Below are 26,148 nucleotides of genomic sequence, written 5' to 3' on the forward strand. Positions count from 1 at the left end.
CAAAACGGGGGCATCATGGCATCATCAAGAAGATGCGCGTGGGGTGGCCGGCTTGTCTCCTGCGCTGGTTGAAAAGCGCACGTGAAAAGGAAAGTCGCATGGACGGGAATGAGGCGGAGCTGCCGCTGTCGGGCGTCACGGTGGTCTCGCTCGAGCAGGCGATCGCGGCGCCGCTGGCCAGCCGGCACCTGGCGGACTGGGGCGCGCGGGTCATCAAGATCGAGCGGCCGGGCACTGGGGATTTCTGCCGGGACTACGACCACGTGATGAACGGCATGTCGAGCCAGTTCGTCTGGACCAACCGCTCCAAGGAGAGTCTCGCCATCGACATCAAGAGCGAGGACGGCCGCAAGGTGCTCGACGCGTTGCTGCCGCAGGCGGACGTGTTCATCCAGAATCTCGCGCCTGGCGCTGCGGAGCGGCTCGGCCTCGATGCCGCATCGCTGGTGCGGAGATATCCGCGCATCATCGCCTGCGACGTCTCGGGCTATGGCCCTGGCGGTCCTTACAGCGACAAGAAGGCCTATGACCTGCTGGTCCAGTGCGAGGCCGGCGTTCTCGCCATCAACGGCACCGAGGCGGAGCCGGCCAAGGTCGGGCTGTCCGTGGTCGATATCGCCACCGGCATGTACATCCTCAACGGCGTGCTGATGGCGCTGTATCGCCGGGAGCGGACCGGCAAGGGCACGGCCTTCCAGGCCTCGCTGTTCGACTCCATCACGGACTGGATGAGCTATCCCGCCTTCTACACGCAAAGCACGGGACGGCCGCTGCCGCGAACCGGGGCGAGGCACGCGACCATCGCGCCGTACGGCCCGTTCCGGGTCGGCGACGGCAACACGATCTTTTTCGGCATCCAGAACGATCGGGAATGGCGATCGCTGTGCAGCACCGTCCTCGGCGATGCCGGCTTTGCCGAGCATCCGAGCTTCCGCACCAATCCGCTGCGCATGCAGAACCGCGACGACCTGCAGGCGCATATCGAGCAGCGCTTTGCCTCCATGACCGGCGAGGAGGTGCTGCGTCTGCTCGACGAAGCCGCGATCGCGAACGCGCATCTGAATTCGGTCGAGGCCTTTCTGGCACATGAGCAGCTTCATGCGCGCTCGCGCGTCCAGAGCGTCGGCTCGCCGTGCGGGCCGGTGATGAGCTTCCTGCCCGCGCTGACCATTCCGGGCCTGACGCCGCGGATGGATCCGGTACCCGATGTGGGACAGCACAACCAAGCCATCCTCAGCGAACTCGGCCTCGGCAAGGAGACGTGACGATGGCACAGCAGCGGCCAACGCGGGCTTATCTGGCCGTCCCCGCGCATCGCTCCCGTCTCGTCGCCAAGGCGGCGGCTTCTGCCGCCGATGCCGTGTTCATGGATCTCGAGGACGCGGTGCCGCCGTCTGAGAAGGGCTTGGCACTGACCGAGGCCATCCAATCCCTCTCCGCGCTCGACTGGGGCAACAAGCGCGTCACTGTGAGGCTCAACGCCGTCGACAGCCCCTTCATCACGCAGGAGATCCGCGCGCTGGCGGCAGTGCCGAGACTGGATGCGTTGATCGTGCCGAAGGCGGAGCGCGCTGGCGATATCGCTGCCATTGCCGATCAGCTGCGCGCCGCCGCGCCGGATCGCGCCTCGCCGGTCGCGCTGGAATTGTTGATCGAGACCGCGCTTGGCCTCGTCAATGTCGACACGCTCGCCGCGTGTCACGACAGCGTCGCCGCGCTTCATCTCGGCGTCGGCGATTTCGCGGCGTCGATCGGCGCCCGCTCCTCGGACATCGGGGTGTCGCCGGACGGCTACCGCCATGTGGGATCGGCGCAAAGCGGCTACGCGTCCGCTCCCCTCGACCTGTTCGCCTATCCCATGATGCGCCTGCTGGTGGCCGCGCGCGCGTTCGGCCTCATCGCCATCGACGGCCCCTGCGGTGCGTTCCGCGATGCCAGGCTGACCGAAAGCAGCGCGCAGAAAGCGGCGGCGATGGGGTTTGACGGCAAGCAAGTCATTCACCCCGACCAGATCGAGCCGACGCTGCGCGCGTTCGCACCGTCAACCGAAGAGCTGGTCCAAGCGCGACGGATCGTCGAGGCGATGGAGCAGGCGGAGGCGAAAGGACAGGGCGCGGTGACTCTCGACGGCAAGATGATCGACTACGCCAATGTGCGGATGGCACGCCGGATCATCGGACTGGGGTCGTAGCGGCGCTTACAAGCCATTGCCGACGCGCATCCTTCGCTCCTGATTTTTCTCCCGATAACATCCGCTCATTGCCTGAGGGTTGGTAGGTGCGCCAGGATGCAGGGCCGATGATTCAAGGCCCTCGCAACACGAGCCGGCCGAGCAGCGCCGCAAGTTCGCTTTGCCTGGATATGCCGAGCTTCTGAAATACGCGCTTCAGCACATTGCGCGCCGTGTCTTCGGCAATGCCGAGCCGGCCCGCAGCTTGTTTCGGCGGAACGCCCGAACCCACCAGCGAGGCGATCCTGGCCTCCCCGAGCGTCAAGCCCAAGATGTCCCGCACGATGGCGGGATCCGGCGGCTCGGCAGATTTCTGCTCGATCGCGAGCACGATCGCTCGCGTGCGGGTCAGAAAATGGCTGTCTGAAAGTGCGCCGGCGGTGATCGGGAGCAGGTAGATGACGAAACGCCGGCCTGTTGCACTCGACTCAACGAGAATGGGTCTCGGCTCGGCCAGCAGATCGCGCGCCTCGGCGCGGAGCGTTTGCGTCATAGCGGCCTCGAACGGCGCCCGGCTCGCCGCCATGCGAACACGCAGACGATCGTTCACGAGGTCGAACACCTCGCCGAGAAGGCTCTCCCCAACCGGATTGGCGAACAGCACACGCGCCGACGAGTCCAGCGCAAACACGCCGATGCCGATCCGCGCAAGGGCGTCGCCAAGGCCGAGATTGGCCAGTTCGGTATCAAGCAGCCTGATCGACAGGCGCAACGATTTCTCGGCGTGGCGCCCGAGCGTCGCTATCAGGTCCAGTTCGGCCTCGGAGAATTGCGGCTTGGCGAAGGCTCGCTGCACGCTGAGCGCCACGAGAATCCGTGGGTCGGGTGACACTCCGATCGATCCGAACCAGCCCAAACCGTGCCTTGCAAGGAATTCCCTGCTGAACGGATGGTTGAGGTAGGCGTCGTCGATCGGGCCGATGTGTCGATCGGTGAAGGGCTCGCCGCTGACGTAAAGGCCGGACGAGACGCAACGTTCGGCCTTGAAATCGTGCTGCGCCCAACGCGCCCCATAGTCGGCGAGCGCGGGCGCGAGGCTTTCGGAGGCGAGGGCTCCGAAAGCCCCGTCGTCCCTTCGCCATTGCAGGATCGCGCCGGCGTCATCGAAGCAGTCTGCGATCTTGCCAAGAGCGGATGGCCAGAATGATGGGCTCGCTGCCGTATCGTAGATCGCTTCGACGGCAGCGAGGAGACGGTCGGCGGCAAGGGCCATGGGGTCCCGATCGATCAGAGAATGCATTCAGGTTACACGAGATTGCCGTCCAGCAATTGCCGTCCGGCCGCTTTTCCGGGACTTCTACCGGATTTCTACGTAAACTCGTCCTGGGCTGCAGGTTGCAGCGGGCAAGAGCGGCCGGGACGGCCTCTGATCTCGTCGTCGACAGGACAATGGAGCACTTTGCGCAGGCGGAGCGGCGTGATCGCTCTCAACATCAACCTGTTGGTGGTGGCGGGAAGAGATCGTCGCGGCGTCCTCAGAATCAGTTACGGTGGCGGTGCACAAATTGTCTTTGATCAGCGTTGCGGCTAACGTGCGCTCTGCGGTTTTTGTGCACCGTCATCAGAATCAAGCACTGCCACCGTCATCAGGAGCGGTGACGCTGGAAGGCAAGATGATCGACTATGCTAATGTGCGGATCGCGCGCCGGATCATCGGGCTGGGGTCGTAGGGCGCATGGCCACGTTGCTGATCGTCGCGCCGGTGTTTGCGCTGATCGCGGCCGGCTATGCCGCGGTGCTGTTTCGCTTCGTCTCGGAGAGCGCGCACAAGGGTATCAGCGAATTCGCCTTCAGCATCGCGATCCCTGCCCTCCTCTTCCGCACCATCGTCGTCTCGGAATTCCCCGATGTCAGCCCTGTCAGGATGTGGGGCGCCTATTACGGCGCGCTCGCCATCATCTGGATCGCGGCGCTGACGATCTCGGCGCTGCTGCGCCAGCGGCGCGAGGACCACGAGGACGGCGTCGTGTTCGCGATCGGCTCGGTCTACGGCAACATCGTGATGCTCGGCATTCCGCTTGTGCTCTCCGCGCTGGGCAACGAGGCCGCAGGACCGATGGCGCTGATCCTGTCGGTGAACACGCCGCTGCTTTGGCTCTGCGGCATCCTGCAGATGGAGCTGGTCAGCCGCAAGCGGACCGGCTCGGCACTCTCGGTGATCTGGCCCGTGCTGACAGATCTCGCGCGCAACCCGCTGATGCTGGCGATCGGTTTTGGCGTGATCTGGCGCTTCACCGGCCTCGGCCTCACGCCCGTCGTCGACCGCACTATCGAACTGCTGGCGCAGGCGGGCTCGCCGACGGCGCTGATCGCACTCGGCATCAATTTGTTTCGCTTCGAGGTGAAAGGCGAGAAGCTGAGCATTTTGGTGATGTGTGCGCTCAAGCTGCTGGCGATGCCGACGGCGGCGTTCGTGCTGGCAAAGCTGCTCGACCTGCCGCCGTTGGCCGCCAGCGTCGTCGTGCTGTTCGCGGCGATGCCGACAGGCGCGAATGCGTACATCTTCGCGGTGCAATATCAGCGGCTGGTGAACCCGGTGTCGGGCGCAGTGGCGCTGGGGACGCTGCTGGCGGCGGTGACGTTGCCGGTGGTGGTGCTGATGGTCGCGCGGTGAGGTGTCCGAGCTTCGCGCGCGACGCCGCACCGCCCCGCCGCCGAGCACAAATAGCCAATCAGCGCAGGCCCAGGAACGAGAGCACTGCAGCAATCACGACGACGAGTCCGACCAGATAGATAATTCCGTTCATGTCTCAGCTCCCTTAGCGTTGTTCGTCCTGCCGCAGCTACAAACCCCTGGGGTCATGAAAAGGTTCGCCGGTGCTCGCTGGCGTTTTCTCCTGAACCCGGGGAACGAAAGCGAACGATGCTGCTTCATGGCGCGCTGAGCCCTCGCCCCCATGATTTCGGATGATTTTGCCTTTACACGCAAAGGTCGCTAGGCTGCCCTGATGCGTGTTGCAGGGAGGGTGACATGGGACAGCGCGAAGACATGCTCGCATTGATCAGGGCCGCCTACGCCGCGCGTGGCGACGGCGACGTCGAGGGCCTGGTGTCGGCTTTTCATCCCGAGGGCGCGTTCACCCTGATGGGCGACAAGAGCGCGCTCGAGCTGACGGGCAGCATGCAGGGCCACCCGACCCTGCGCGAAGCTTTCGGTCAATTAATCGCCGGCTTCGGCTTCGAAGGCCGCGAGATCCTGGCCGAGCTGGTCGACGGAGATCGCGTCGCCGTCCATTCGCGGGTTGTCGTGCGATACCACCCGACCGGAAAAACTTTCAGCACCGAGATCCTCGACCTGTTCAGATTTCAGGACGGCAAGATCGCGGAGTTGATTGAGTTTGCGGATACGGCGCAGATCAAGGCGATGATTGCGTGAGGGGCGTGCCTGCGTAAGATCGTGCATTGTCACCGTAATTCTGATGACTGCCGAAAGGGCTATTGAACGCGCTGGCCCGCGCGCCAGGACATCTCCCAGAAGTCTGCCTCAAGTCGGGTGGCTTCCTTGAAGATCGCAATCAGCTCGGCCTCGCGGGCCGGCGTGGCGTAGAGATCGGCGAGATGCTCCAGGTGCTCCCGCGCCTTGGCAGCGACCTCCTGATACGGTACGCCGGCGTACTCGGCGATCCAGACGCGATAGGCGTTCGTCGCAGCGTCAGCATGGGGGCGCGAGGCGAGCCGCGTTGCGATCTCCGCGTACCCGATCACGCAGGGGGCAAGCGCCACCTTGAGCGCCAGCAGATCGCCGCGCATTCCCGCGTCGAGCACGTAGCGTGTATAGGCCAGCATCTCAGCCGCCGGAGGGGCCTGTTCAAGGTCGGCCGGGGATAGACCCCAATCGGCACAGAGCTTCACATGCAGGTTCATCTCGACATCGAGGATGGCCGACAGGCCGGCCGCTGCCTCACGCATGTCGGCAAGCCTGAGCGACTTGTAGACCGCGAGCGCGTAGGCGCGAGCAAACTCGATGAGAAACAGGTAGTCCTGAACGAGGTAGTGACGAAACGCCGCTTCGGGGAGCGAGCCGTCTGCCAATCCGTTCGTGAAGGGATGTTCGGTGTAGGCCCGCCATTCAACGGATGCTTCTGTCTTGAGACGCTCGAAGAAACTCACGATCTTTTCCGCCTGGCTTGCTTGTCCATGAACGTCTTTGGCTCACTACCGATATCGCATTGCGAACCGGTGAGCTACGGTGACCGCGCACAAAGCTGGTTTTGAGCAGCGTTGCGGATGGGGTCATCTACGAAAGTTTGGTGCACTGTTTCCCGGCTATAATCTTTCTGCTCCTGCTGTGGCCAATGCTTGTTGTCTGAAGCAACAGCATGGGCGGTAGCCTCGGCTCTAGCATCACTGTAATTCGCTTGGCACCATTTTCAGCTTTGCGGCCCATCACGACTACTCACTACAAGCAACCATCAGAGCAATCCCCGTGTGCGTAAGGTCAATCAGCGCATGACCGTGCGTGACAGGGACCATTTGACTGGGAATTACGATCCCACCAACTTCATCGTCATGTCGCGGCACATAGTCGAAAATCAAGCCGAGCCTTTCAAGATTTTCGAGAGAGAGAGAGAGAGAGAGAGAGAGCCAAACTGCTTTTCGGAACGTCAAGATTCTCTTCCAAAGTTTGGCCACTTGGAGCGGAGCGCCTCTATTTGATAGTCATCTAATCCGCTTGATGGAATTGCAGTGTCTCTGTCCGAATGAGCTTCTCGCCACCTCTGCACTTCCCTGAGGACCAAGGCGTCCAACGGCTCTATCGAGCTCAAAAGGCCACAGTGCGACCTTCGAGCTTCGGTCATCCTGTTAGGATCAGTAGCATTGGCAATCAGCGCCGACCACATGCTGACCAGAACGTCGTCATTTTCTAATGTGGCCTGCTGAAGTAAGGGAATGCCGAGACGCGGCGGGATGGAGACGGTGCGCCCCTCAATTCCTCGGCGCTTGTGTATGCGCTTGACGCGGTGCGCAAGTTCAACGGCACGCTCATACCTGTAGACTGCAGCCCAGTCTGCGAATGCACCACCTAGCTCAGCAAAACCCGGGCCTAATATGAGCTTGACGAATGCTCCCAACTCACGCCCGGCTTCAGTGGCCTTCTGGACAGCCTTAGCACTTTCTTCGATGGCCTTTTCGTATGGCGCACTTGGCGGCTTTGCTTCCGTGCTCATTGCTTGCTCAGGTAGCGTTGGAGCGAAACACAAGTCCGTCTCGTCCTGCCGCTCTCCCCGCCGTCATTGGCTTGCCCTCCCCTGGCACCGACGTTAGCGCAATAGGTTGTGCTCTTTATGGGAAGTAGGTGGCGCTATGGCATATCACGTCAAGGTCATTCCCCCGAGCGGTCGGGCGCGAATTCACGAAGCGAGCTGCAAGTTCTGCCGGGACGGACAAGGCATGGAGAATCAAGACAAAGGGACCGGGCCAACTTATTGGCAGCCGCCGTATCCTGTGCCTTGCTTTCCGACCATTGCCGAGGCGAAGCGATATGTCCTCAGTCTAGGTTCGCGCTACATCGACACAGGGCAGTGTGAAGGGCCTAGTCGACGCGTAAAGGCACCTACGCGGCCAACTCTGCAGGGCGATTCGCGGTCGCTACTGCAGCCGCATTGCATTGCCGACGAACACTTGAATCACTGGTACAGTTGGGTGGGCTCGAACCACCGACCTCCTGTTCCACAGACAGGCGCTCTAACCAACTGAGCTACAACTGCATCCTGGCGAGCCGCCCCATAGCGGGCCTGAAAAGGCCGGCGACCTGAGGGGGCTGGACGGGGCGGAAACTAGGTGCAACGGGCGTTTTTGGCAAGGCCGCAGGACGCCCAAATCGCTCCCCGATCAACGTTATTTCCATAACAAAACCCGGGCCTTTCAGCCCGGGTTTCTGATCGATAACCAGCCGGCCAGATCAGGCGGCGGGCTTGTAGAACTTCGAGGCGCTGGCCTTGATCGGCTCGGCGGTCTCGGCGGCGACGCGCTGGGTCAGCTCGACCAGCTCCTTGGCCTGGGCCTGGAAGGTCTCGAGCTGGGTGCGGGTGTGGCCGGTCCACAGCTCCATCGCTTCGGCCGGCGACTTCAGGCCGAACAGCTGCTGGGCGAAGTCGAGCTGGGCGTTGCTGTTGGCCTTCATGAACTCGACCAGCTTGGCGGTGTACTCGCTCGCGCCCTTGGAGGCCGAGGTGAACACGGCCTCGACGGTGCCGTTGTGGGTCTCGGCCGCGTCCTTGAACTTGGCGTAGCTTTCGCGGGCCTGCGACACGCCCTTTTCGGCGAACGCACGCATCTGCTCGGGAACCTCGAACGGAATGATCGAGGCAGAAAACGGATCAGTCGCACCTGTCATGGTCGTCCCTCACGATAATGAAAAAATGGAGTGAGCCTTCTGGCGCGCCCGCCGGCCAACCGGGGCCATCTGATGGCGGGAACGAAGACTGGAAACGCGAAACAAACGATGTGGCTCGCCCAGTGCTTGGGATTATGGCTGCCTATCATGTCAACATTGTGCATCGCAACGCGCCAAGAGGGTGCGCCGCGATAATTTAATCTAGGTTAGGGCGAGGTTCCCCGGGTGGGGAACCGGGGGTTGAGGTCGCGGGAGACGGGGGATGGCTTGAGTCGACCGCAAGCACTGCTCTCTCCGTTCCCTCCCCCTTGTGGGGGGGGGGCAGGGAGGGGGGTGCCACACGGGGACTCTCTCCGTCGAGCACTGGCTCGGGTGCTTCACCGATAACCGGCACCGTTTGCTGGGCTACCCCCTCCCTAACCCTCCCCCACAAGGGGGGAGGGAACGGACCTTTGTCGGAGCAGTCAGCGCGTCTCATCGCGTGATGTCGGTCGCGAATCCCTTGGATGAAGCGGGCTGCCGCTTGCGGGTTTGGCCAGATTAAGGTTATCGCGGCTTAGGGGGCGCTCCTGATGGGCCGGGCCGTGGACCTGCCCGCGGCCGCGGGCGATACTAACCCTTTCTTAAGGCTGTCATTCCGGCAGCCGCCACCCCTCATGCGCGAGATACAGCCGGTCGGATGACGAGTTCGGATTTCCAGTTGCGAGGTGTGGGCGATCCCCGGCTGGCCGTGCATGCGACCTCTCAGCTGCCCGCCTGGCTGTGGTCGATCGATGGCGCGCGCGTGCTGTGGGCCAATCCGGTCGGCGCAAAACTGTTCGGCGCGGCAAATAGCGCAGCACTAGCGGACAGGATGTTTGGCCCGGCGGACAGCCATCGCCGCCAAGTCGCCCGGCTCGCCCGGCAGCTGCCGGCGAATGGCTCCGTAAGGCTCGAACGCCTGCGCGGTTTCGGCGCCCGGCTCGGCACGCTGATGACCTGCGCCTGCGCCCGGCTCGACTTTGCCGACGGCAGTCATGCGGTGCTCGTCACTGCGATGGACCCGAGCTTGCGCAGCATGCCGCTGATCGAGCGGCTGCTTCGTCTGGTCGACGGCGCAAAGGTGCCGATGGCGGCGTTCGCGCCCGACGGCCTGTTCGTCGGCGCCAGCGAGGCCGCCCGCCACCTGCTCGGCTTCCGCGATCTCGGCGAGGCCGGCCTCGACCGTGCCCGCAGCGATGCGCTGCGCGAAGGCCGCGCCGAGACGCCGATCGGGATCGGCCAGATGGTGCTGCAACGGGTCGGCACGGGCGCCGATGTCGGCCTGGTCGCGCTGATCGAGCCGGCCGCTGCGCAAGCTGCGCCTGCCGAGGCCGTGCCCGAGCGCGCACCAAGCGAGCCGCCGGCCGAATTCGCGCAACCAGCCGCGGCGATGCCAAGCGAGCCGCCGCGATCGCACGCCCCCGAAGGCATCGCCATGTTCGACGCCTTCGCGGAGCCGGTCGAGATGCCCGCGACCAGTGCGACGATCGCGGGCGAACCGCAACAAGCTGCAACGATTCGGAACGCGGTCGAGGCGACTGTTCGAGAGCCGGCGCACGACCCGACCAGCGAAGCCGCGGCCAAAACTCCGGTTGAAAACCCGCCAGCAGCCCTTGTGTCGCCGCAGGCTGCGCCGATCACTATCGGCATGGTTGAGCCGCCGTCGGGCCAGGACTCGTCGGGCCAAGAGCTGCCCGCACCGCGTCAGCATCCGCTGCGCTTCCTCTGGCAGATGGATGCAGAGGGCCGCTTTGTGCTTCTCTCCGACGACTTCATCCGCCTGATCGGCGCGCGCACCGCCGCCGGCTTCGGCCGGCCCTGGTGCGAGATCGCCGAAACATTCTCGCTCGACACTGATGGTCGCGTCGCCCAGGCGCTGGCGAGCCACGACACCTGGGCCGGGATCACCGTGAACTGGCCGACTGACGGCGGCGCGCCTCTGCCGGTCGAGCTCGCGGGCCTGCCAACTTACGACCAGTCGCGCAATTTCGCCGGCTTCAAAGGCTTCGGCGTCTGCCGCGATCTCGACGCCCTCAACCGGCTCGATTCGCTCAGGCGTTTCGAGCTGCTGGCCGAACCGCCGGCACAGCCGATCGAGCCGCCCGCACCCGAGCCAACCCGCGAACCCGACCTGCCCGAACCCACAAGCGACGCGAATTCACATCCAACCGAACCGGACACGCCAGTGGAAACGCCCGTGGAGCCTCCCTTGGAAACGCCTCCCAATGTCGTGCCGTTCCGCCCGCATGGCGATGCCAGGTCACAAGGTGACCAGAGATCGCCGACGCTGACGCCGGTCGAGAACAGCGCGTTCAACGAGCTCGCGCGGCAATTGTCCGAACGGCTCGAACGCGAGCGCGAGACGATCGCGGCAGATAGCCCCGAGCCGGCGGCGGATATCCTTGCCGAGCCACCGGCGCCCGAGCCCGAGCCGCCGCACGCGCCGGCGCAATGGCTGACCGAGCCCGCGCCACCGCCACGCGGCGCCAGCGCGCGCGACCGCACGCTGCTCGACTTGCTGCCGACCGGCATCCTGATCTACCAGCTCGACCGCCTGCTCTACGCCAACACGGCGTTTCTCGCGCGCATGGGCTATGCCAGCATCAATGCGCTGGAGCATGCCGGCGGGCTCGATGCGCTCTATGTCGAGCCCGGCGTGTCCTCGGCCAGCAGCACCTCGCAAGCCGGCACGCCTGTCACGATCAGCGCGACGGTCGCGAACGGCGAAGCGCCGCTTGCGAGCACCGAAGCGCATCTGCACACGATCGACTGGGACGGCGAGAGCGCGCACGCGCTGATCTGCGCGCTGCCGCAGGCTGCACCTGTCGTCACCGCGCCCGGCATTGCCGAGCCCGCCATCACCGAGGCCGTTGCCGCCGAGACCATTGTCCCGGAATCCTTCCCTTACGAAATCGAGCCCGCGGCCGGCGAAGCCGAGGCGGAAGATCTCGCCGCGATCCTCGACACCACGGCCGAGGGCATCGTGATGTTCGATGCCGAAGGCAACATCCACGCCTGCAACCGCAGCGCCGAGGCGCTGTTCGGCTATGACGGCACGGCGCTGCTCGAGCAGAATCTGGCGACGCTGTTCGCGCCCGAGAGCCAGCAGATCGTCGCCGATTATTTCGAAAGCCTGAAGAGCCAGGACATTGCGAGCCTGCTCGACCACGGCCGCGAGGTGCTCGGACGCGAGAAGAAGGGCGGCGTCATTCCGCTCGCGATGATCATGGGCCGCACGCGGCCCGACGGTCCGAACTTCTTCGCCGTGTTCCGCGACCTCTCCCAGAGCAAGAAGGGCGAGAGCGAGCTGACGCAGGCCCGCCGCCTCGTCCACAGTGCGGCCAATGCGAAGGCCGACATGCTGGCGCGGATCAGCCACGAGATCCGCACGCCGCTCAACGCCATCATCGGCTTTGCCGAGGTGATGATCTCCGAACGTTTCGGCACGCTCGGCAACGAGCGCTACGGCGAATACATGAAGGACATCCGCGCCTCCGGCGAGCGCGTCATCGCCATCATCGACGATTTGCTGGAGCTGTCGCGGATCGAGACCGGCAAGCTCGACCTCAACTTCGCCAACCTCAACCTCAACGACCTCGTCGAAGCCTGCGTCACGGTGATGCAGCCGCAGGCCAATCGCGAGCGCATCATCATCCGCACCTCGCTTGCCCATGCGCTGCCGCAGGTCAGCGTGGACGCGCGCGCGATGCGGCAGATCACCATGAATTTGATCTCGAACTCGATCCGGCTCGCCAGCGCCGGCGGCCAGGTCATCGTCTCGACCGCGCTGTCCGACCGCGGCGAGATTGCGCTGCGCATCCGCGATACCGGCCATGGCCTCACCGAGCGCGAAGTCGCCGCCGCGATGGAGCCGTTCCGCACCCCGCCGCCCGGCGACGCCGCGGACAGCGCGGCGCTCAGCCTGTCACTGACCAAGGCCCTGGTCGAAGCCAACCGCGCCCGCTTCAACATCAAGAGCGCCGGCCACGGCACGCTGATCGAGTTGGTGTTCGCGCCCGCGCTGGCGGGGGCGTAGCCTCTACCGTCATTGCGAGCGCAGCGAAGCAATCCAGGCTGCCGCTCCCTCTCCCGCTTGCGGGAGAGGGTCGGGGAGAGGGTGCCTCCGCGACGGGACGATCCCCTTGAGGAGAGAGCCCTCACCCGCGCCTTCGGCGCGACCTCTCCCGCAAGCGGGAGAGGCTAGGCCCGCGGCACGTGAAGCTACTCCATCGCCAGTTCGCAGCTTGCTTCACGCCGCGCGCACGGTCTCCAGGAATCTGCTGACCTCGATCTTCAGCCGGCTGCTGTCGTTCGACAGCGACTGCGCCGCGGAGAGGACCTGCGAGGAGGCCGAGCCGGTCTCGGTCGCGCCCTGGCGCACGCTGGAGATGTTGGCGCTGACCTGCGTGGTGCCGGCGGCGGCGTTCTGGACGTTGCGCGAGATCTCGCTGGTCGCGGCGCCCTGCTCCTCCACCGCGGCGGCGATGGTGGAGGAAATCTCCGACAGCCGTTCGATCGTGCCGCCGATGGTCTTGATGGCGCCGACCGAATCCTCCGTTGCAACCTGGATGCTCGAGATCTGCTGACCGATGTCGCCGGTCGCCCTCGCCGTCTGCTCGGCGAGGGCCTTCACTTCCGAGGCCACCACGGCAAAGCCGCGCCCGGCTTCGCCCGCGCGCGCGGCCTCGATGGTGGCGTTCAGCGCCAGCAGGTTGGTCTGACCCGCAATGGCGTTGATGAGCTCGATCACGTCGCCGATGCGCGCGGCCGCCTTCGACAATTCGCTGACGCGATCGTTGGTCTGCCCGGCCTGGCTGACGGCGTCGCCGGCCATGCGCGCGGAGGCCTGCACCTGACGGCTGATCTCGTTGACGGAGGCGGTGAGCTCTTCCGCAGCGGAAGCAACCGACTGCACGTTGGTCGCGGCCTCTTCCGAGGCAGCCTCCACCAACGTGGCGAGCTCGGTCGACCGGCTGGCGGTGGTGGTCAGAGACGTGGCCGAGGCCTCGAGCTCGTTGGCCGCCGACGACACCGTCTCGACGATCTCGCCGATCGCTCCCTCGAAATCGTCGGCCATCCTGATCATGTCGGCGCGGCGGCGCTCGGCGGCGAGCTTGTCCTGCCTGATCTTCTCCTCGGCTTCTTCCTGCGCCTTCCGCTCGGCATTGATCTTGAACGTCTCGACCGCCTGCGCGATCTCGCCGATTTCGTCGGGACGGCCGAGCCCGGGAAGAACGATGGCGAAATTGCCGTTGGCGAGCTCGATCATCGCCACCCGCATCGCGGACAGCGGCCTGGAGACCGACAGCCCGATGAACACGCCGAGGCCGAGCACGGCGGATGCAATCAGCGCGATGGCGACGCCGATCCACCATTGAATGCCGTCGCGCTCGACATCGTTCAGCCGGTCGGCTTCGATGCGGATCCGGTCGACCGATTTCGACACCTGCTCGATGACCGGCTCGACGGCGGAAAACGCTTCCGACATCGCCTTCTGCCGGGCCGCGAGCGTCAGCGCGGCGTCCATCCACGCTGAAAAATCGCGCTGATAATCGGCAAGCTTCGCCCGCAGCTCCGTCTTCGCGGCATCGGACATATCGGCAGCATCGACCCCCGACAGGAATTCACCCGCGCGCTTCTTCATGTCCTCGCCGTATCTGGCGTCGCGGCGCAGCATGAAATCTTTCTCGTGACGGCGCATCATCAGCATGCTCACGCGGAGCGGCGCATTGTGCAATTGATCGACCCTGGCTTCGATGTCGTGCACGGAGGCGCGCAGTCGCCCCTCGAGGCCGGACTTCTCGTCGAGCCCAAGCCGCTGCTTGGTCTCGACCACGGCGGTGAAATGCGCCTGATAATCCCGGAGCGAGGCGCTCATCGCGTCGACCTGGCGCGTCAGGTCCGGCTTGCCGAGGGCGGCGATCCCGCCGCGCAGCTTCTCGATGTCGACCGCGACCTCCCGGCCGATCTCGACCTGCCGCTGCGCCTTGCCGGCGTCATTGCGCAGCAGGAAATCCTTCTCGGCGCGGCGGGCCTCGAGCAGTTCAATCGCGATCCTGCTGTTGAGCTCCTGGATCGTGCGCGCGTTCTCGGCCGCATCGCGATAGACGGCCATCGCGCGCTCGCCATAGAGATGGATGCCGCCGATCAGGACGACGCCGACGACGCCGATCACGCCGATTGCCGTGATCTTGTGAGTGAGACGAAGGGAGAGAAATCGCATCTTGGTTTCAAAATGGGTTGTTGCTGATGCGGTTATGGAGCGCCATTTGCGAGAAAACTTCCGTTAATTTGCGGACACGTATGAATACGTGCTTATGCACGATACACGTCATACGAGAGGTAACGGAGTCCCAACGGCAGGTTTATGCCGGCACATCATGCACGGTGAGATGAGCAGGCGCGGTCAAAAAAACACGGCGCTCGTGGCGCCGTGCTGTCGTGTCTTCAGGTTACGATGACGGTCCGGTTCAGCTGTAGATTTCGAACAGCCCGGCGCCGCCCTGGCCGCCGCCGATGCACATCGTCACCACGCCCCACTTGGCCTTGCGGCGCGCGCCTTCCTGCAACAGATGGCCGGTGAGACGGGCGCCGGTCATGCCGAAGGGATGCCCGATCGCGATCGAGCCGCCGTTGACGTTGTACTTGGCGGGATCGATGCCGAGCTGGTCGCGGCAGTACAGGCACTGGCTGGCGAAGGCTTCGTTGAGCTCCCACAGATCGATGTCGTCGACCTTCAGGCCGGTGCGCTTGAGCAGCTTCGGAATCGCGAACACTGGACCGATGCCCATCTCGTCCGGCTCGCAACCGGCGGTGGCCCAGGCGACGAAGCGGCCGAGCGGCTTGAGGCCGCGCTTCTCGGCGTCCTTGGCTTCCATCAGCACGACCGCCGCGGCGCCGTCCGAGAGCTGGCTGGCATTGCCGGCGGTGACGAACTTGCCGGGGCCCTTCACCGGCTCGAGCTTGGCGAGGCCCTCCATCGTGGTCTCGGGGCGATTGCATTCGTCGCGGTCGACGACGTAATCGACGATCGACTCCGCCTTGGTCTGCTTGTCGACGACCTTCATCTTGGTCTTCATCGGGACGATCTCGTCCTTGTACTTGCCCGCCTGCTGCGATGCCGCCATGCGGCGCTGCGATTCCAGCGAGAACTCATCCTGGTATTCGCGGCTGAGCTTGTAGCGCTCGGCGACGATGTCGGCGGTGTCGATCATCGCCATGAAGATATCGGGCGCGACCTTGAGCAATTCAGGATCGATCGATTCCTTCGGCGTGCCGCCGCCCGGCATCGAGATGCTCTCGACCCCGCCGGCGACGATGCAGTCGGCGCCGTCCGAGCGGATCGAGTTGGCGGCCATCGCGATGGTCTGCAGTCCCGAGGAGCAGAACCGGTTCACCGAGACGCCGGCCGTGGTCTTCGGCAGGCCGGCAAGCAGCGCGGCCTGGCGGCCGATGTTCGGCGCGCCATGGGCGCAATTGCCGAGATAGCAATCCTCGACATAATCCTTGTCGACGCCGGCGCGGTCGACCGCGTGATGAATGGCATGGGCCGCGAGCGACATCGGCGGCGTGATGTTGAACCCGCCGCGGCCTGACTTTGCGAGGCCCGTACGTGCATAGGAAACGATGACGGCTTCACGCATGTGTTTCTCCCTTGTCGAACGATTTTGAACGGAGCGTCCTGGCCCCATTGGTACACAAAGTTGGAAGGCTGCGGGAGAAATAAAAACGCCGCCTCCAGGTGATGGAGGCGGCGTTGTTCCGCGGGTCGGAATTTAGATCGCTGTCATTCCGGGCGATGCGAAGCATCGAACCGGGGTGCGCCCTTGCGCACCTGAGAATCTCGAGATTCCGGGTTCTCGCTTCGCGAGCCCCGGAATGACGCCGGCCTCAGAACGTCAGCGCCTTGGCCTGCTTGACCTGCGGCAGCGCCTGCACCTTGGCGAGCAGATCAGCCGGCACCGCGCCGTCGACCTCGACCAGCGCGATGGCATCGCTGCCGGGGGCGACGCGGCCGAGATGGAAGGTGGCGATGTTGATCTTGGCATCGCCCAGCAGGCTCGCGAACTGGCCGATGAAGCCCGGCTTGTCCTCGTTGGTGATGTAGATCATCGACTTGCCGAATTCGGCGTCGACGCGGATGCCCTTGACGTCGACCAATCGCGGCTTGCCGTCATGGTACACGGTGCCGGAGACCGAACGCTCCTGGCGCTCCGTCGCCACCGTGACGGTGATCAGGCTCTCATAATCGCTCTGGGCGGCGCGAACGATCTCGTCGACCACCATGCCGCGCTCCTTGGCGACGACGGGCGCCGACACCACGTTGACCTCGCCCAGCATCGGCCGCAGCAGTCCCGACAGCACGGCGGAGGTGATCGCCTTGATCTTCATCTCGGCGACGTGGCCCTCATAGGTGATCTCGACCTTGAGGATGCCGCTCTCGGTGAGCTGGCCGGCAAACGAGCCGAGCTTCTCGGCGAGCGAGATGAACGGCTTCAGCTTCGGCGCCTCTTCCGCGGTGATCGAGGGGAAATTGACCGCATTCGAGATCGCGCCGGTGAGCAGGTAATCCGACATCTGCTCGGCGACCTGGAGCGCGACGTTCTCCTGCGCTTCGGTCGTGGACGCCCCGAGATGCGGCGTGCAGATCACGTTGGGATGGCCGAACAGCACGTTCGCGTTCGCGGGTTCCTCGACGAAGACATCGAAGGCGGCGCCCGCAATGTGCTTGGAATTGAGCGCATCGACCACCGCCTGCTCGTCGACGAGACCGCCGCGGGCGCAGTTGATCAGGCGCACGCCCTTCTTCATCTTGGCGATTGCGGCCGCGTCGATGATGTTCTTCGTCTTCTCGGTCAGCGGCGTGTGCAGCGTGATGAAGTCGGCGCGCTTGAGCAAATCGTCGAGCTCGACCTTCTCGACGCCGATGTCCCTGGCGCGCTCGGGCGACAGGAACGGATCGAACGCGATCACCTTCATGCGCAGGCCGAGCGCGCGGTCGGCAACGATCGAGCCGATATTACCGCAGCCGACGACGCCCAGCACCTTGCCGGTGATCTCGACGCCCATGAAGCGGTTCTTCTCCCACTTGCCGGCCTGGGTCGAGGCGTCGGCCTGCGGGATCTCGCGGGCGAGCGCCAGCATCAGGGTGACGGCGTGCTCGGCGGTCGTGATCGAATTGCCGAACGGCGTGTTCATCACGATGATGCCCTTGGCCGTGGCGGCGGGGATCTCGACATTGTCGACGCCGATGCCGGCGCGGCCGATCACCTTGAGGTTGGTCGCCTTGTCGAGAATCTTTGCGGTCGCCTTGGTCGCGGAGCGGATCGCAAGGCCGTCGTAATTGCCGATGATCTCGGCGAGCTTGTCCTTGTCCTTGCCGAGATTGGGCTGGAAGTCGACCTCGACACCGCGATCCTTGAAGATCTGTACGGCGGCGGGCGAGAGCGCGTCGGAAATGAGAACTTTGGGTTTGGTCATGGGGATGTGTCCTTCACACCCTCCCCTGGAGGGGGAGGGTCGGCGCGCAGCGCCGGGGTGGGGTGAAGCTGCAAACTCGAAATTCGCCGGTGCGCCGTGTGGAGAGATCACCCCACCCCGCCGCACCTGACGGTGCGTCGACCCTCCCCCTCCAGGGGAGGGCAAGAACTCACGCCGCCTTAGGCAGAGCCGCCTTGGTCTCGGCGAAGGCCCAGTCGATCCACTGCGTCAGCAGCTCGACGTCCTTGGCTTCGACGGTGGCGCCGCACCAGATACGCAGGCCAGCTGGCGCATCGCGGTAATAGGCGAAGTCGTAGCCGGCGCCTTCCTTCTCGACGAGGGCAACCAGCTTCTTCGAGAAGTCGGCTTGCGCATCTTCGGACAGCGAGGTGATCGCGGGATCGGTGAACTTGAGGCACACCGAGGTGTTGGAGCGGATCGCGGCATCCTTGGCCAGGAAGTCGATCCACGGCGTCTTCGCCTTCCAGTCGGCGAGCACCTTGGTGTTGGCGTCGGCACGCGCGATCAGCGCCTTGAGGCCGCCGATCGATTTGGCCCAGTTCAGCGCATCGAGATAGTCCTCGACGCAGAGCATCGACGGCGTGTTGATGGTCTCGCCGACGAAGATGCCTTCGTTGATCTTGCCACCCTTGGTCATGCGGAAAATCTTCGGCAGCGGCCAGGCCGGCTTGTAGGTCTCGAGTCGCTCCACGGCGCGGGGCGACAGGATCAGCATGCCGTGCGCAGCCTCGCCGCCGAGCGCCTTCTGCCAGGAGAAGGTGACCACGTCGAGCTTCGCCCAGTCGAGCGGCTGCGCGAACGCGGCCGACGTCGCGTCGCAGATGGTCAGGCCGCTGCGATCCGCCTTGATCCAGTCGGCGTTCGGCACGCGCACGCCTGAGGTGGTGCCGTTCCAGGTGAAGACGACGTCGCTCGCGGGGTCGACCTTCGACAGGTCGGGGATTTCACCGTAAGCCGCGTTCAGCTTGGTGACGTCCTTGAGCTTCAATTCCTTGACGATGTCGCTGACCCAGCCCTCGCCGAAGGATTCCCAGGCGAGCGTGGTGACGGGGCGCGCACCGAGCAGCGACCAGAGCGCCATCTCGACCGCGCCGGTATCGGAGGCCGGCACGATGCCGATGCGGTAATCGGCGGGCACCTCGAGCACTTCGCGCGTCAGATCGATCGCGAGCTTGAGCTTGGTCTTGCCGACCTTCGCGCGATGCGAGCGGCCGAGTGCTGCGTCCTTGAGATTTTGAGCGTTCCAGCCGGGGCGCTTGGCGCAGGGGCCGGAGGAGAAATGCGGCACGTTCGGCCGCGAAGCGGGCTTCGCTACAGTCATAATATCTACCCTTCCAGATAGTCAGCCTCCCGTTGGGGGGAGGTGTCCCGCCGCGGCTGATACGGGAATCGGGCAGAGCAGTCAAGGAAGTTCCGGCGCCTCACGGCGGCTTGACGGTGCTTCCGCTGCGATACCAGGGGATTCAACGACCGCGAGCGCATTCAGCAAGCCCGTGGCCTCGCTGATCAATTGCGCGGCCCGGCGGCGGCTGCTGACTTTCAAAATGCATTTGTCATCGGCCTGCACAACGTAATCGTTGCCGACCTTGATCATCGAATAGCTTGTCATCGAAATCCCCGAACCGAGGCGAGCCCGGTGTCAGACGCCGCGTAGCACCGATCGTTCCTTCATCAACGTGAACGACCGACGGGTAGTTTACCGGCTCTTAACATGAACGAATGCGCGACCTGAATTTGCTGATTGCGCAAGGTCCGCAAGCAGTTGGCTCAAAAGCGGACAGTCATACCGACGTGACTCGCTGTGAATCCGAGCCGCTTGTAGAAACGCTGCGCATCGACGCGCGTCTGATGCGTCAGCAGTTCGACCAGATTGCAGCCGCGCGCCTTTGCTTCCGCGATTGCCCATTGCACCAAACGCTCGCCGATGCCGCGGCTGCGACAATCAGTGGCAACGCGCACGTCTTCGAGCAGGCCACGCACGCCACCTTGCGAGCTGATGCCCGGCAGAACCGCAAGCTGCAGGCAGCCGACCACCCTGCCCTCGCTCTCGGCCACCACGAGCGTCAGATTCGGATCGCGCTCGACCCGCGCGAATGCGTCGTAATAGGCGGCGGGCAACGGATCCTCGACGCGCTCGCGCGCGCGGCCGAGATGATCGTCGGCGAGCATCGCCACGATCGCGGGAACGTCGTCGCGGCGCGCGGGACGGATGGAGACGGATTCGGCGCTCATGGCGAAAACTCCAACTCAGCGCGCCGGCGGAAGGCCGAGAAACGCTTCGACTTCGCCGATCCAGCGGCGGACGGAAGCATAACGGCCGAGGTCGAAGCCGCCCTCATGCGCGACGCGGGTATAGGCGAGCAGCGAGACATCGGCGAGCGAAACGTCCTCGCCGGCGAAGAAACGGCTGGCCGCCAGCTGCTGCTCCATGCGGTCGAGCGCCGCATAGCCGCGCTTGACCTTTTCAGGATCCAGCTCGGAGGCGTCCTTGCCGAGATAGACGAGCAGGAAGCGGCACACAGCAATATAGGGCTCGTGGCTGTACTGCTCCCAGAACAGCCATTCATCCATCTTGGCCGCAGCAAAGGCATTCCGCGGAACGAGCGCGCTGTCGCGGGCGAGGTAGCGGATGATGGCATTGGATTGCGCCAGCGAGCGGCCGTCATCGAAGGCGATTGTCGGCACCTGGCCGGCACCGTTCATGGCAAGGAATTGCGGCGTGCGCGTCTCGCCCTTGCTCGTGTCGATCTCGATCCAGCGGTAGGGCAATGCGAGATGATCGCAGACCCACTTCACCTTGAGGCAATTGCCGGAATTGCTGTCGCCGTAGATCTTCATCGCTGCCGCCCCGCTTTGGAGCGACAGAGCATCAGGACGACGAAGCCGTGTCAACCGGCTGCGAACGCGGGCTTAGAATTTGTAGCCGGCACCCACGCGGAAATTGTTCAGATTGACCGAGATGTTCTTGGCGTTCGAGAACCCGACATGCTCCCATTCGCCGCGGAGGATCAAACAGTCGAGCAGTGCGTATTCGATACCGATGCCCCCCGTCCATCCGTAGATGAAGCTGTTCGCGCGCCGCTCGGTCTGCGTCATCGTACCCGACCCGATATTCGTGCGCGTCGTGACGCCGGTGTTGGGGTCGGTGTAGTCGTCGTTCTTCAGATACGACACCGTCGCAAACCTCGACACGTCGGCGCGTCCGATCGCGAGGCCGCCGAACGCATAAGGCATGAAGTCTCCGCCGGACCAACCAACCCGGCCTCGGAAAGTCACGTAGTCCTTGAGCTGCAACGCGGCGCCGCCGCCGAGCGTCGTGGTATAGGAATAGACGTGATCCGTGGGCGCGGTTTCACCTGGGATCAATCGCGTCATGGAATCGCTCGCGCTGCTCCCGAGATTGTTCATGTAGCTGTAGTTGGCTTCGACGCCCATCACGGCGTCATAGAACTGCCAATTACGGCCGACATAGGCACCGAATCCCGTGCTCTGAACGTGGTTCTTGGGCAGCAGCGACCAACCACCAACAGGTGCCTGCAGGATGCTGTCGCGCAGCATGAAATCCGTCATCGATTTCGGAGCGCGGCTGAAGTCCATCTCGGTCGTGGCGAAACCGAATTGACCGCCGACATAGAAGCCGTCCCAATTGACCGAGGACTTCGACAGGCCATCGGTGAAGCCGCCGCGCAGGATCGGCAGGTCCGGCATGTCGGCCGCGTGCGCGGCAGACACCGTCCCCAACATCGCTGCCGCCAACATCAGCCTACGCATCGCAACGCTCCATCGGACTCGAACTGTTGCGATGATCATCGCCTGTTAACCTTAACCAATGGTTGCGTCGGCCGCTTTCGTCGCGACCAGGCCATGAAAAATCCGCAAAGCAAAACGGCGCGGGATGATCCCGCGCCGTTAAGAAGTCCTAACCGATCAGCTGGCTGATCAGCCCTTGGTGACCAGCGGCGGCGGCGGCGGCATGTAGGCCGGTGCGCTGTCGAGATTCCAGCGCACGCCAAACTTCAGGTCGTGCGAGGTGATGTCCTTGAACTTGAAAACGTTGTTGGTCGTGCCGCCGGTGTAGTCCGACAGGACTCCGGTCTGTCCCGGTCCCAGGTCAACGTAGCTGTAGGCGAGTTCGAGGACGAGGTTGGGATTGACCTTATAGGCGAGACCGGCATGGGCCGCCCAGGCGAAATTCCACTTCGAGCCAGTCGGTGCACTCGCGAAGCTCGTGTTTCCGACTGCCAGGTTGTTGATGCCCGTATCGGTGAAGTTCGCGATCGAAACGCGCGCACCGCCGACACCGGCGCCGATGAACGGCGTGATGCACCACCAGGTGCCGAGGTCGACATACGCGTTGGCCAAGACCAGCCATTCGGACTTGCTGGCGCTGTAATTGTCGATGCCGCTGTAAGGTACGCCGCCCGCGGTTCCGGTGAAACGATCCGTTCCCTTGAAGTTTGAATTGCCGCGGTACTGCCCGGTCACGTCGGCCCGGAACCAGTTGTTGAACCGGTAGCCGACGCCCAGACCGTAGATGCCGGCCGCATCGAACGAGGTCTTCTGATCAAACGAGGTGAGCTGCGAATAAGCCGACTCGCGACCGTAGTGCAAATCGCTCGTCTTCTGATTGCTGAAGCCGATATCGCCACGGAGATACCAGCCGCCGAAATCGGCGGGCGGAGCGGGCGGCGCGTACATGGGAGGGGGCGCCGCGATCGGCATGTCGGCGGCGAATGCCATCGACGAGATCAGGGTTGCCGCACCCGCGGCAAGGAGAGACTTAACGCTACGCATTGGCTTCGTCCTTTTGGCCGGTGAGGCAAATACGCAGGCCTCACGTTCTGGAAACTCACGGAGCGGACGATGCCAGCAAATGTTTAAGCGCCACTTAACCCTAATTTTTAAGGTTGATTTTTTCTCACCTCACACGCGGATGCGGCTGGAGCGTTGCCAAAATGCGGCGGTCGCGCGCCGCAATTGCTAACGATTGATGAAGCCGCAATGCGGCGAAGCGAGATTTGTTAACGCTTGTGCTGGGGCAACCTGGGCAGGAACACCGCAAGCAGGCCGATCGCCGGCAGATAGGCGCAGACCTGGTAGACGAACTCGATCGAGGTGCGATCGGCGAGCTTGCCGAGTACGGCAGCCCCCAGGCCCCCGATGCCGAAGGCGACGCCGAAGAACACGCCGGAGATCATGCCGAATCTGTGCGGCACCAGCTCCTGCGCGAATACGATGATCGATGACGTGGTCGAGGAGATGATCAGGCCGATGATGACCGACAACACAGCGCTCGCAACGAGCCCGGCATAAGGCAGCGCCAGCGTGAACGGCAGCGCGCCCAGGATCGAAATCCAGATCACGATCTTGCGGCCGAAGCGATCACCCAAGGGACCGCCCAGAAACGCACCGACCGCGTTCGCCGCGAGGAAGATGAAGAGATACATCTGCGCTGCCTGCGTGGAGACGCCGAAGCGGTCGATCAGGTAAAAGATGTAGTAGCTCGACAGGCTCGATACGTAGAGCTGCTTTGAGAACAGCAGCGCGACCAGCACGAGCAGCGCAACGGCGACGCGTCGCGAGCTCGGCGCGTCGGGATGGGACTGAAGTGCCGCCGTCTTCTTCGCCTTGATCTGCGGCGCATACCAGCGGCCGATCCGCCAGAGGATAAGGATCGCCAGGAACGCGATCGAGGAGAACCAGGCGATGCTGCCCTGCCCGAACGGCACCACGATCAGCGCAGCCAGCACCGGCCCCATCGATGTGCCGAAACTGCCACCGAGCTGAAACACCGATTGCGCAAAGCCGTAGCGGCCGCCGGAGGCGAGCCGCGCGATGCGTGCCGATTCCGGATGAAACACCGCCGAGCCGAGGCCGACCAGCGCGGCGGCAACGAGAATGACGAGGTATTGCTGCGCGGCGCTGAGCAGCAGCAGGCCGAAGAAGGTCGAGGCCATGCCGATCGCCAGCGAATAGGGCTGCGCCTTCTTGTCGGTGTAATGGCCGACCACCGGCTGGAGCAGCGAGGCCGTGAATTGGAAGGCCAGCGTGATCATGCCGATCTGCGCGAAGTCGAGCGCGTAGGTGTCCTTCAGGATCGGATACACCGAGGCGATCAGCGACTGCATGGTGTCGTTGAGGAAGTGCGAGACGCTGATGCCGGCGAGCACGACATAAGCCGGCCCTGCCGCTTTGGCAGCGGGTGCCACGTCGGCGACAACGACGGACTCGGTCAGCGTTCCCTCTGAGACGACGACAGGCTTGTTCAAAGCAGCGATCCCGGCGCGGCAGATTGCCGCGATCTGATCGTTACGATGCACGCGGCGCTCGAACCACCGCCAATCGCTTATGGCTGGGATGCGCGTGTCTTACCCAATTCCCGCGAGTCCGGAATCGTAGGGTGGGCAAAGGCGCATTTGCGCCGTGCCCACGATCTGTCCGAGACGGCGACGGAGCGTGGGCACGCTTCGCTTTGCCCACCCTACGCTGCTGCCCGTGAGGTGAGATCACCCACCCCGCTCGTGCTTGAAAACCTCACGCCGCGGCGTGGCCCAGCGCGGAGACGATGGTGTCGACGACGTCCTCGACCAGGAGGCGGTCCTCGCCCTCGCCCATGACGCGGATCACCGGCTCGGTGCCGGAGGAGCGGATCAAGAGGCGGCCATGGCCGTTGAGACGCTTCTCGCCGTCGGAGATCGCCGACTTGACGTCGGAATCGTCGAGCGGCTTGCCGCCCTTGTGGCGGACGTTCTTGAGGATCTGCGGCAGCGGATCGAAACGGTGGCAGACTTCGGACACCGGCCGGCGCAACTTCTGCACCACGGCCAGCACCTGCAATGCCGCAACGAAGCCATCGCCGGTGGTGGCGTAGTCGGACAGGATGATGTGGCCGGACTGCTCGCCGCCGAGATTGTAGCCGCCGTTCAGCATCTGCTCGAGCACGTAACGGTCGCCGACCGGCGTGCGCACGAGATCGAGCCCCTGCCCGTTCAGGAAACGCTCGAGGCCGAGATTGGACATCACGGTGGCGACGATGCCCGGCCGCGACAGCCGGCCGTCTTCCTTCCAGCTCTGCGCGATCACGGCGAGCAGCTGGTCGCCGTCGACGATATGGCCGCGCTCATCGACAAGGATGACGCGATCGGCGTCGCCGTCCAGCGCGATGCCGATGTCGGCGCGCATCTCGCGCACCTTCTTCGACAGGGCTTCCGGCGAGGTCGAGCCGCATTCCTTGTTGATGTTGAAGCCGTCGGGCTCGACACCGATCGGCACGACGTCGGCACCCAGCTCCCACAGCGCCTCCGGCACTACCTTGTAGGCAGCGCCATTGGCGCAATCGACCACGACGCGCAGGCCGTCCAGCGACAGATCGCGCGGCAGCGTGCGCTTGGCGAATTCGATGTAGCGGTCATGCACGCCGTCGATGCGGCGAGCGCGGCCCAGGCTCGCGCTTTGTGCGAGCCTCTTGTCGAGGGATTCGTCGAGCAGCTGCTCGATCTGCCGCTCGACGTCGTCGGACAGCTTGAAGCCCTGCGGGCCGAATAGCTTGATGCCGTTGTCCTCGAACAGATTGTGCGAGGCCGAGATCATCACGCCGAGATCGGCGCGCATCGACTTGGTCAGCATCGCCACCGCCGGCGTTGGCATCGGCCCGACCAGCAGCACGTCCATGCCGACGGAGGTGAAGCCCGCGACCATCGCGTATTCGATCATGTAGCCGGACAGGCGGGTGTCCTTGCCGATCACCACCCGGTGGCGATGATCACCGCGCTGGAATGCGAGGCCTGCGGCCTGGCCGACCTTGAGCGCGAGCTCCGGCGTGATCAGTCCGTTGGCGCGGCCCCGAATCCCGTCCGTCCCGAAATATTTGCGACTCATATCGTCCCCCGAGCAACAACCAGGGATCCCCATTGCAACCACGGGCTGCCCGAACGGGCCCCGCATCCCTGATTTGCTTGGGCTGTTATAATGCCTGTGCGGCTAACTTGGCTTCAAAAAATATGATGAATCATTACGGAACCGCGCCGCATTGATCTGATAACGTGTTGTTAACATTATG

Annotated in this window: 21 protein-coding genes and 1 tRNA gene; 6 read left to right on the forward strand and 16 right to left on the reverse strand. The window is 64.2% G+C overall.

Features of this window, described 5'->3' with window-relative positions; all coding sequences use genetic code 11:
- Positions 1–98: 98 nt before the first annotated feature.
- Both IVB26_RS32840 and IVB26_RS32845 read left to right on the forward strand, forming a co-directional pair.
- The gene (locus IVB26_RS32840; RefSeq protein WP_247969139.1) at positions 99–1,265 is read left to right on the forward strand and encodes a CaiB/BaiF CoA transferase family protein; all 1,167 of its coding nucleotides are present in this window, start codon (positions 99–101) and stop codon (positions 1,263–1,265) included.
- Positions 1,266–1,267: 2 nt separating this feature from the next.
- On the forward strand, positions 1,268–2,191 hold the full coding sequence (locus tag IVB26_RS32845) for an HpcH/HpaI aldolase/citrate lyase family protein (RefSeq protein WP_247969140.1): 924 nt from the start codon (positions 1,268–1,270) through the stop codon (positions 2,189–2,191).
- 112 nt (positions 2,192–2,303) lie between these two features.
- Here the strand turns inward: IVB26_RS32845 and IVB26_RS32850 are convergent, their stop codons facing one another.
- Positions 2,304–3,443, reverse strand: coding sequence for a helix-turn-helix transcriptional regulator (locus tag IVB26_RS32850; RefSeq protein ID WP_247969141.1), 1,140 nt, complete (start codon positions 3,441–3,443; stop codon positions 2,304–2,306).
- Positions 3,444–3,720: 277 nt separating this feature from the next.
- Here IVB26_RS32850 and IVB26_RS32855 point away from each other — a divergent pair, with 277 nt between their 5' ends.
- The 3 genes from IVB26_RS32855 (at position 3,721) to IVB26_RS32865 (ending at position 5,606) form a co-directional block, all read left to right on the forward strand.
- The gene (locus IVB26_RS32855; RefSeq protein ID WP_247969142.1) at positions 3,721–3,900 is read left to right on the forward strand and encodes a hypothetical protein; all 180 of its coding nucleotides are present in this window, start codon (positions 3,721–3,723) and stop codon (positions 3,898–3,900) included.
- A gap of 5 nt (positions 3,901–3,905) precedes the next feature.
- Positions 3,906–4,844 carry an AEC family transporter gene (locus IVB26_RS32860; protein ID WP_247969143.1) on the forward strand — a complete coding sequence of 313 codons (939 nt, stop codon included), beginning with the start codon at positions 3,906–3,908 and terminating at the stop codon, positions 4,842–4,844.
- Positions 4,845–5,201: 357 nt separating this feature from the next.
- Positions 5,202–5,606, forward strand: a complete 405-nt coding sequence (locus IVB26_RS32865) for a nuclear transport factor 2 family protein (protein ID WP_247969144.1) — start codon at positions 5,202–5,204, stop codon at positions 5,604–5,606.
- A 59-nt stretch (positions 5,607–5,665) separates the two neighbouring features.
- Here the strand turns inward: IVB26_RS32865 and tenA are convergent, their stop codons facing one another.
- From tenA to IVB26_RS32885, 4 genes are all read right to left on the reverse strand, one after another.
- The gene (gene tenA / locus IVB26_RS32870; RefSeq protein ID WP_247969145.1) at positions 5,666–6,340 is read right to left on the reverse strand and encodes a thiaminase II; all 675 of its coding nucleotides are present in this window, start codon (positions 6,338–6,340) and stop codon (positions 5,666–5,668) included.
- 494 nt (positions 6,341–6,834) lie between these two features.
- Positions 6,835–7,398 (reverse strand): Abi-alpha family protein, encoded by a 564-nt coding sequence (locus IVB26_RS32875; protein ID WP_247969146.1) that lies wholly within the window; start codon positions 7,396–7,398, stop codon positions 6,835–6,837.
- Positions 7,399–7,861: 463 nt separating this feature from the next.
- Positions 7,862–7,938: transfer RNA gene (locus IVB26_RS32880), tRNA-His, on the reverse strand.
- Between the two features lie 194 nt (positions 7,939–8,132).
- Positions 8,133–8,567: a phasin gene (locus IVB26_RS32885; RefSeq protein ID WP_247969147.1), complete on the reverse strand. Its 435-nt coding sequence runs from the start codon at positions 8,565–8,567 to the stop codon at positions 8,133–8,135.
- Positions 8,568–9,246: 679 nt separating this feature from the next.
- Here IVB26_RS32885 and IVB26_RS32890 point away from each other — a divergent pair.
- A complete protein-coding gene (locus IVB26_RS32890) occupies positions 9,247–12,624 on the forward strand; it encodes a sensor histidine kinase (protein ID WP_247969148.1) in 3,378 nt (1,125 codons plus the stop codon).
- Positions 12,625–12,837: 213 nt separating this feature from the next.
- On the opposite strand, the gene IVB26_RS32895 is transcribed toward IVB26_RS32890, so the two are convergent.
- From IVB26_RS32895 to glmM, 11 genes are all read right to left on the reverse strand, one after another.
- The gene (locus IVB26_RS32895; protein ID WP_247969149.1) at positions 12,838–14,811 is read right to left on the reverse strand and encodes a methyl-accepting chemotaxis protein; all 1,974 of its coding nucleotides are present in this window, start codon (positions 14,809–14,811) and stop codon (positions 12,838–12,840) included.
- Between the two features lie 247 nt (positions 14,812–15,058).
- Entirely contained in the window at positions 15,059–16,231 is a 1,173-nt protein-coding gene (locus IVB26_RS32900; protein ID WP_247969150.1) for a thiolase family protein, read from the reverse strand.
- 247 nt (positions 16,232–16,478) lie between these two features.
- The gene (serA, locus tag IVB26_RS32905; protein WP_247969151.1) at positions 16,479–18,068 is read right to left on the reverse strand and encodes a phosphoglycerate dehydrogenase; all 1,590 of its coding nucleotides are present in this window, start codon (positions 18,066–18,068) and stop codon (positions 16,479–16,481) included.
- A 169-nt stretch (positions 18,069–18,237) separates the two neighbouring features.
- Entirely contained in the window at positions 18,238–19,410 is a 1,173-nt protein-coding gene (locus tag IVB26_RS32910) for a phosphoserine transaminase (RefSeq protein WP_247969152.1), read from the reverse strand.
- Positions 19,411–19,491: 81 nt separating this feature from the next.
- Positions 19,492–19,698 carry a hypothetical protein gene (locus IVB26_RS32915; RefSeq protein WP_247969153.1) on the reverse strand — a complete coding sequence of 69 codons (207 nt, stop codon included), beginning with the start codon at positions 19,696–19,698 and terminating at the stop codon, positions 19,492–19,494.
- Positions 19,699–19,856: 158 nt separating this feature from the next.
- The gene (locus IVB26_RS32920; RefSeq protein WP_247969154.1) at positions 19,857–20,321 is read right to left on the reverse strand and encodes a GNAT family N-acetyltransferase; all 465 of its coding nucleotides are present in this window, start codon (positions 20,319–20,321) and stop codon (positions 19,857–19,859) included.
- A 15-nt stretch (positions 20,322–20,336) separates the two neighbouring features.
- The gene (locus IVB26_RS32925; protein ID WP_247969155.1) at positions 20,337–20,927 is read right to left on the reverse strand and encodes a glutathione S-transferase family protein; all 591 of its coding nucleotides are present in this window, start codon (positions 20,925–20,927) and stop codon (positions 20,337–20,339) included.
- A 72-nt stretch (positions 20,928–20,999) separates the two neighbouring features.
- The gene (locus IVB26_RS32930; RefSeq protein ID WP_247969156.1) at positions 21,000–21,860 is read right to left on the reverse strand and encodes an outer membrane protein; all 861 of its coding nucleotides are present in this window, start codon (positions 21,858–21,860) and stop codon (positions 21,000–21,002) included.
- Between the two features lie 168 nt (positions 21,861–22,028).
- Entirely contained in the window at positions 22,029–22,883 is an 855-nt protein-coding gene (locus IVB26_RS32935; RefSeq protein WP_247969157.1) for an outer membrane protein, read from the reverse strand.
- 227 nt (positions 22,884–23,110) lie between these two features.
- The gene (locus IVB26_RS32940; protein ID WP_247969158.1) at positions 23,111–24,358 is read right to left on the reverse strand and encodes an MFS transporter; all 1,248 of its coding nucleotides are present in this window, start codon (positions 24,356–24,358) and stop codon (positions 23,111–23,113) included.
- 265 nt (positions 24,359–24,623) lie between these two features.
- On the reverse strand, positions 24,624–25,967 hold the full coding sequence (gene glmM, locus IVB26_RS32945; protein WP_246923532.1) for a phosphoglucosamine mutase: 1,344 nt from the start codon (positions 25,965–25,967) through the stop codon (positions 24,624–24,626).
- Positions 25,968–26,148 lie beyond the last annotated feature (181 nt).

This window comes from Bradyrhizobium sp. 195 (assembly GCF_023101665.1).
Taxonomy (GTDB): Bacteria; Pseudomonadota; Alphaproteobacteria; order Rhizobiales; family Xanthobacteraceae; genus Bradyrhizobium.

Excerpts from the sequence above, each read along its gene's own strand:
- IVB26_RS32840 (WP_247969139.1), top strand. The coding sequence starts at position 99 with ATGGACGGGAATGAGGCGGAGCTGCCGCTGTCGGGCGTCACGGTGGTC.
- IVB26_RS32845 (WP_247969140.1), top strand. The coding sequence starts at position 1,268 with ATGGCACAGCAGCGGCCAACGCGGGCTTATCTGGCCGTCCCCGCGCAT.
- IVB26_RS32850 (WP_247969141.1), bottom strand. The coding sequence starts at position 3,443 with ATGGCCCTTGCCGCCGACCGTCTCCTCGCTGCCGTCGAAGCGATCTAC.
- IVB26_RS32860 (WP_247969143.1), top strand. The coding sequence starts at position 3,906 with ATGGCCACGTTGCTGATCGTCGCGCCGGTGTTTGCGCTGATCGCGGCC.
- IVB26_RS32865 (WP_247969144.1), top strand. The coding sequence starts at position 5,202 with ATGGGACAGCGCGAAGACATGCTCGCATTGATCAGGGCCGCCTACGCC.
- IVB26_RS32875 (WP_247969146.1), bottom strand. The coding sequence starts at position 7,398 with ATGAGCACGGAAGCAAAGCCGCCAAGTGCGCCATACGAAAAGGCCATC.
- IVB26_RS32885 (WP_247969147.1), bottom strand. The coding sequence starts at position 8,567 with ATGACAGGTGCGACTGATCCGTTTTCTGCCTCGATCATTCCGTTCGAG.
- IVB26_RS32890 (WP_247969148.1), top strand. The coding sequence starts at position 9,247 with ATGACGAGTTCGGATTTCCAGTTGCGAGGTGTGGGCGATCCCCGGCTG.
- IVB26_RS32895 (WP_247969149.1), bottom strand. The coding sequence starts at position 14,811 with ATGCGATTTCTCTCCCTTCGTCTCACTCACAAGATCACGGCAATCGGC.
- IVB26_RS32900 (WP_247969150.1), bottom strand. The coding sequence starts at position 16,231 with ATGCGTGAAGCCGTCATCGTTTCCTATGCACGTACGGGCCTCGCAAAG.
- serA (WP_247969151.1), bottom strand. The coding sequence starts at position 18,068 with ATGACCAAACCCAAAGTTCTCATTTCCGACGCGCTCTCGCCCGCCGCC.
- IVB26_RS32910 (WP_247969152.1), bottom strand. The coding sequence starts at position 19,410 with ATGACTGTAGCGAAGCCCGCTTCGCGGCCGAACGTGCCGCATTTCTCC.
- IVB26_RS32915 (WP_247969153.1), bottom strand. The coding sequence starts at position 19,698 with ATGACAAGCTATTCGATGATCAAGGTCGGCAACGATTACGTTGTGCAG.
- IVB26_RS32920 (WP_247969154.1), bottom strand. The coding sequence starts at position 20,321 with ATGAGCGCCGAATCCGTCTCCATCCGTCCCGCGCGCCGCGACGACGTT.
- IVB26_RS32925 (WP_247969155.1), bottom strand. The coding sequence starts at position 20,927 with ATGAAGATCTACGGCGACAGCAATTCCGGCAATTGCCTCAAGGTGAAG.
- IVB26_RS32930 (WP_247969156.1), bottom strand. The coding sequence starts at position 21,860 with ATGCGTAGGCTGATGTTGGCGGCAGCGATGTTGGGGACGGTGTCTGCC.
- IVB26_RS32935 (WP_247969157.1), bottom strand. The coding sequence starts at position 22,883 with ATGCGTAGCGTTAAGTCTCTCCTTGCCGCGGGTGCGGCAACCCTGATC.
- glmM (WP_246923532.1), bottom strand. The coding sequence starts at position 25,967 with ATGAGTCGCAAATATTTCGGGACGGACGGGATTCGGGGCCGCGCCAAC.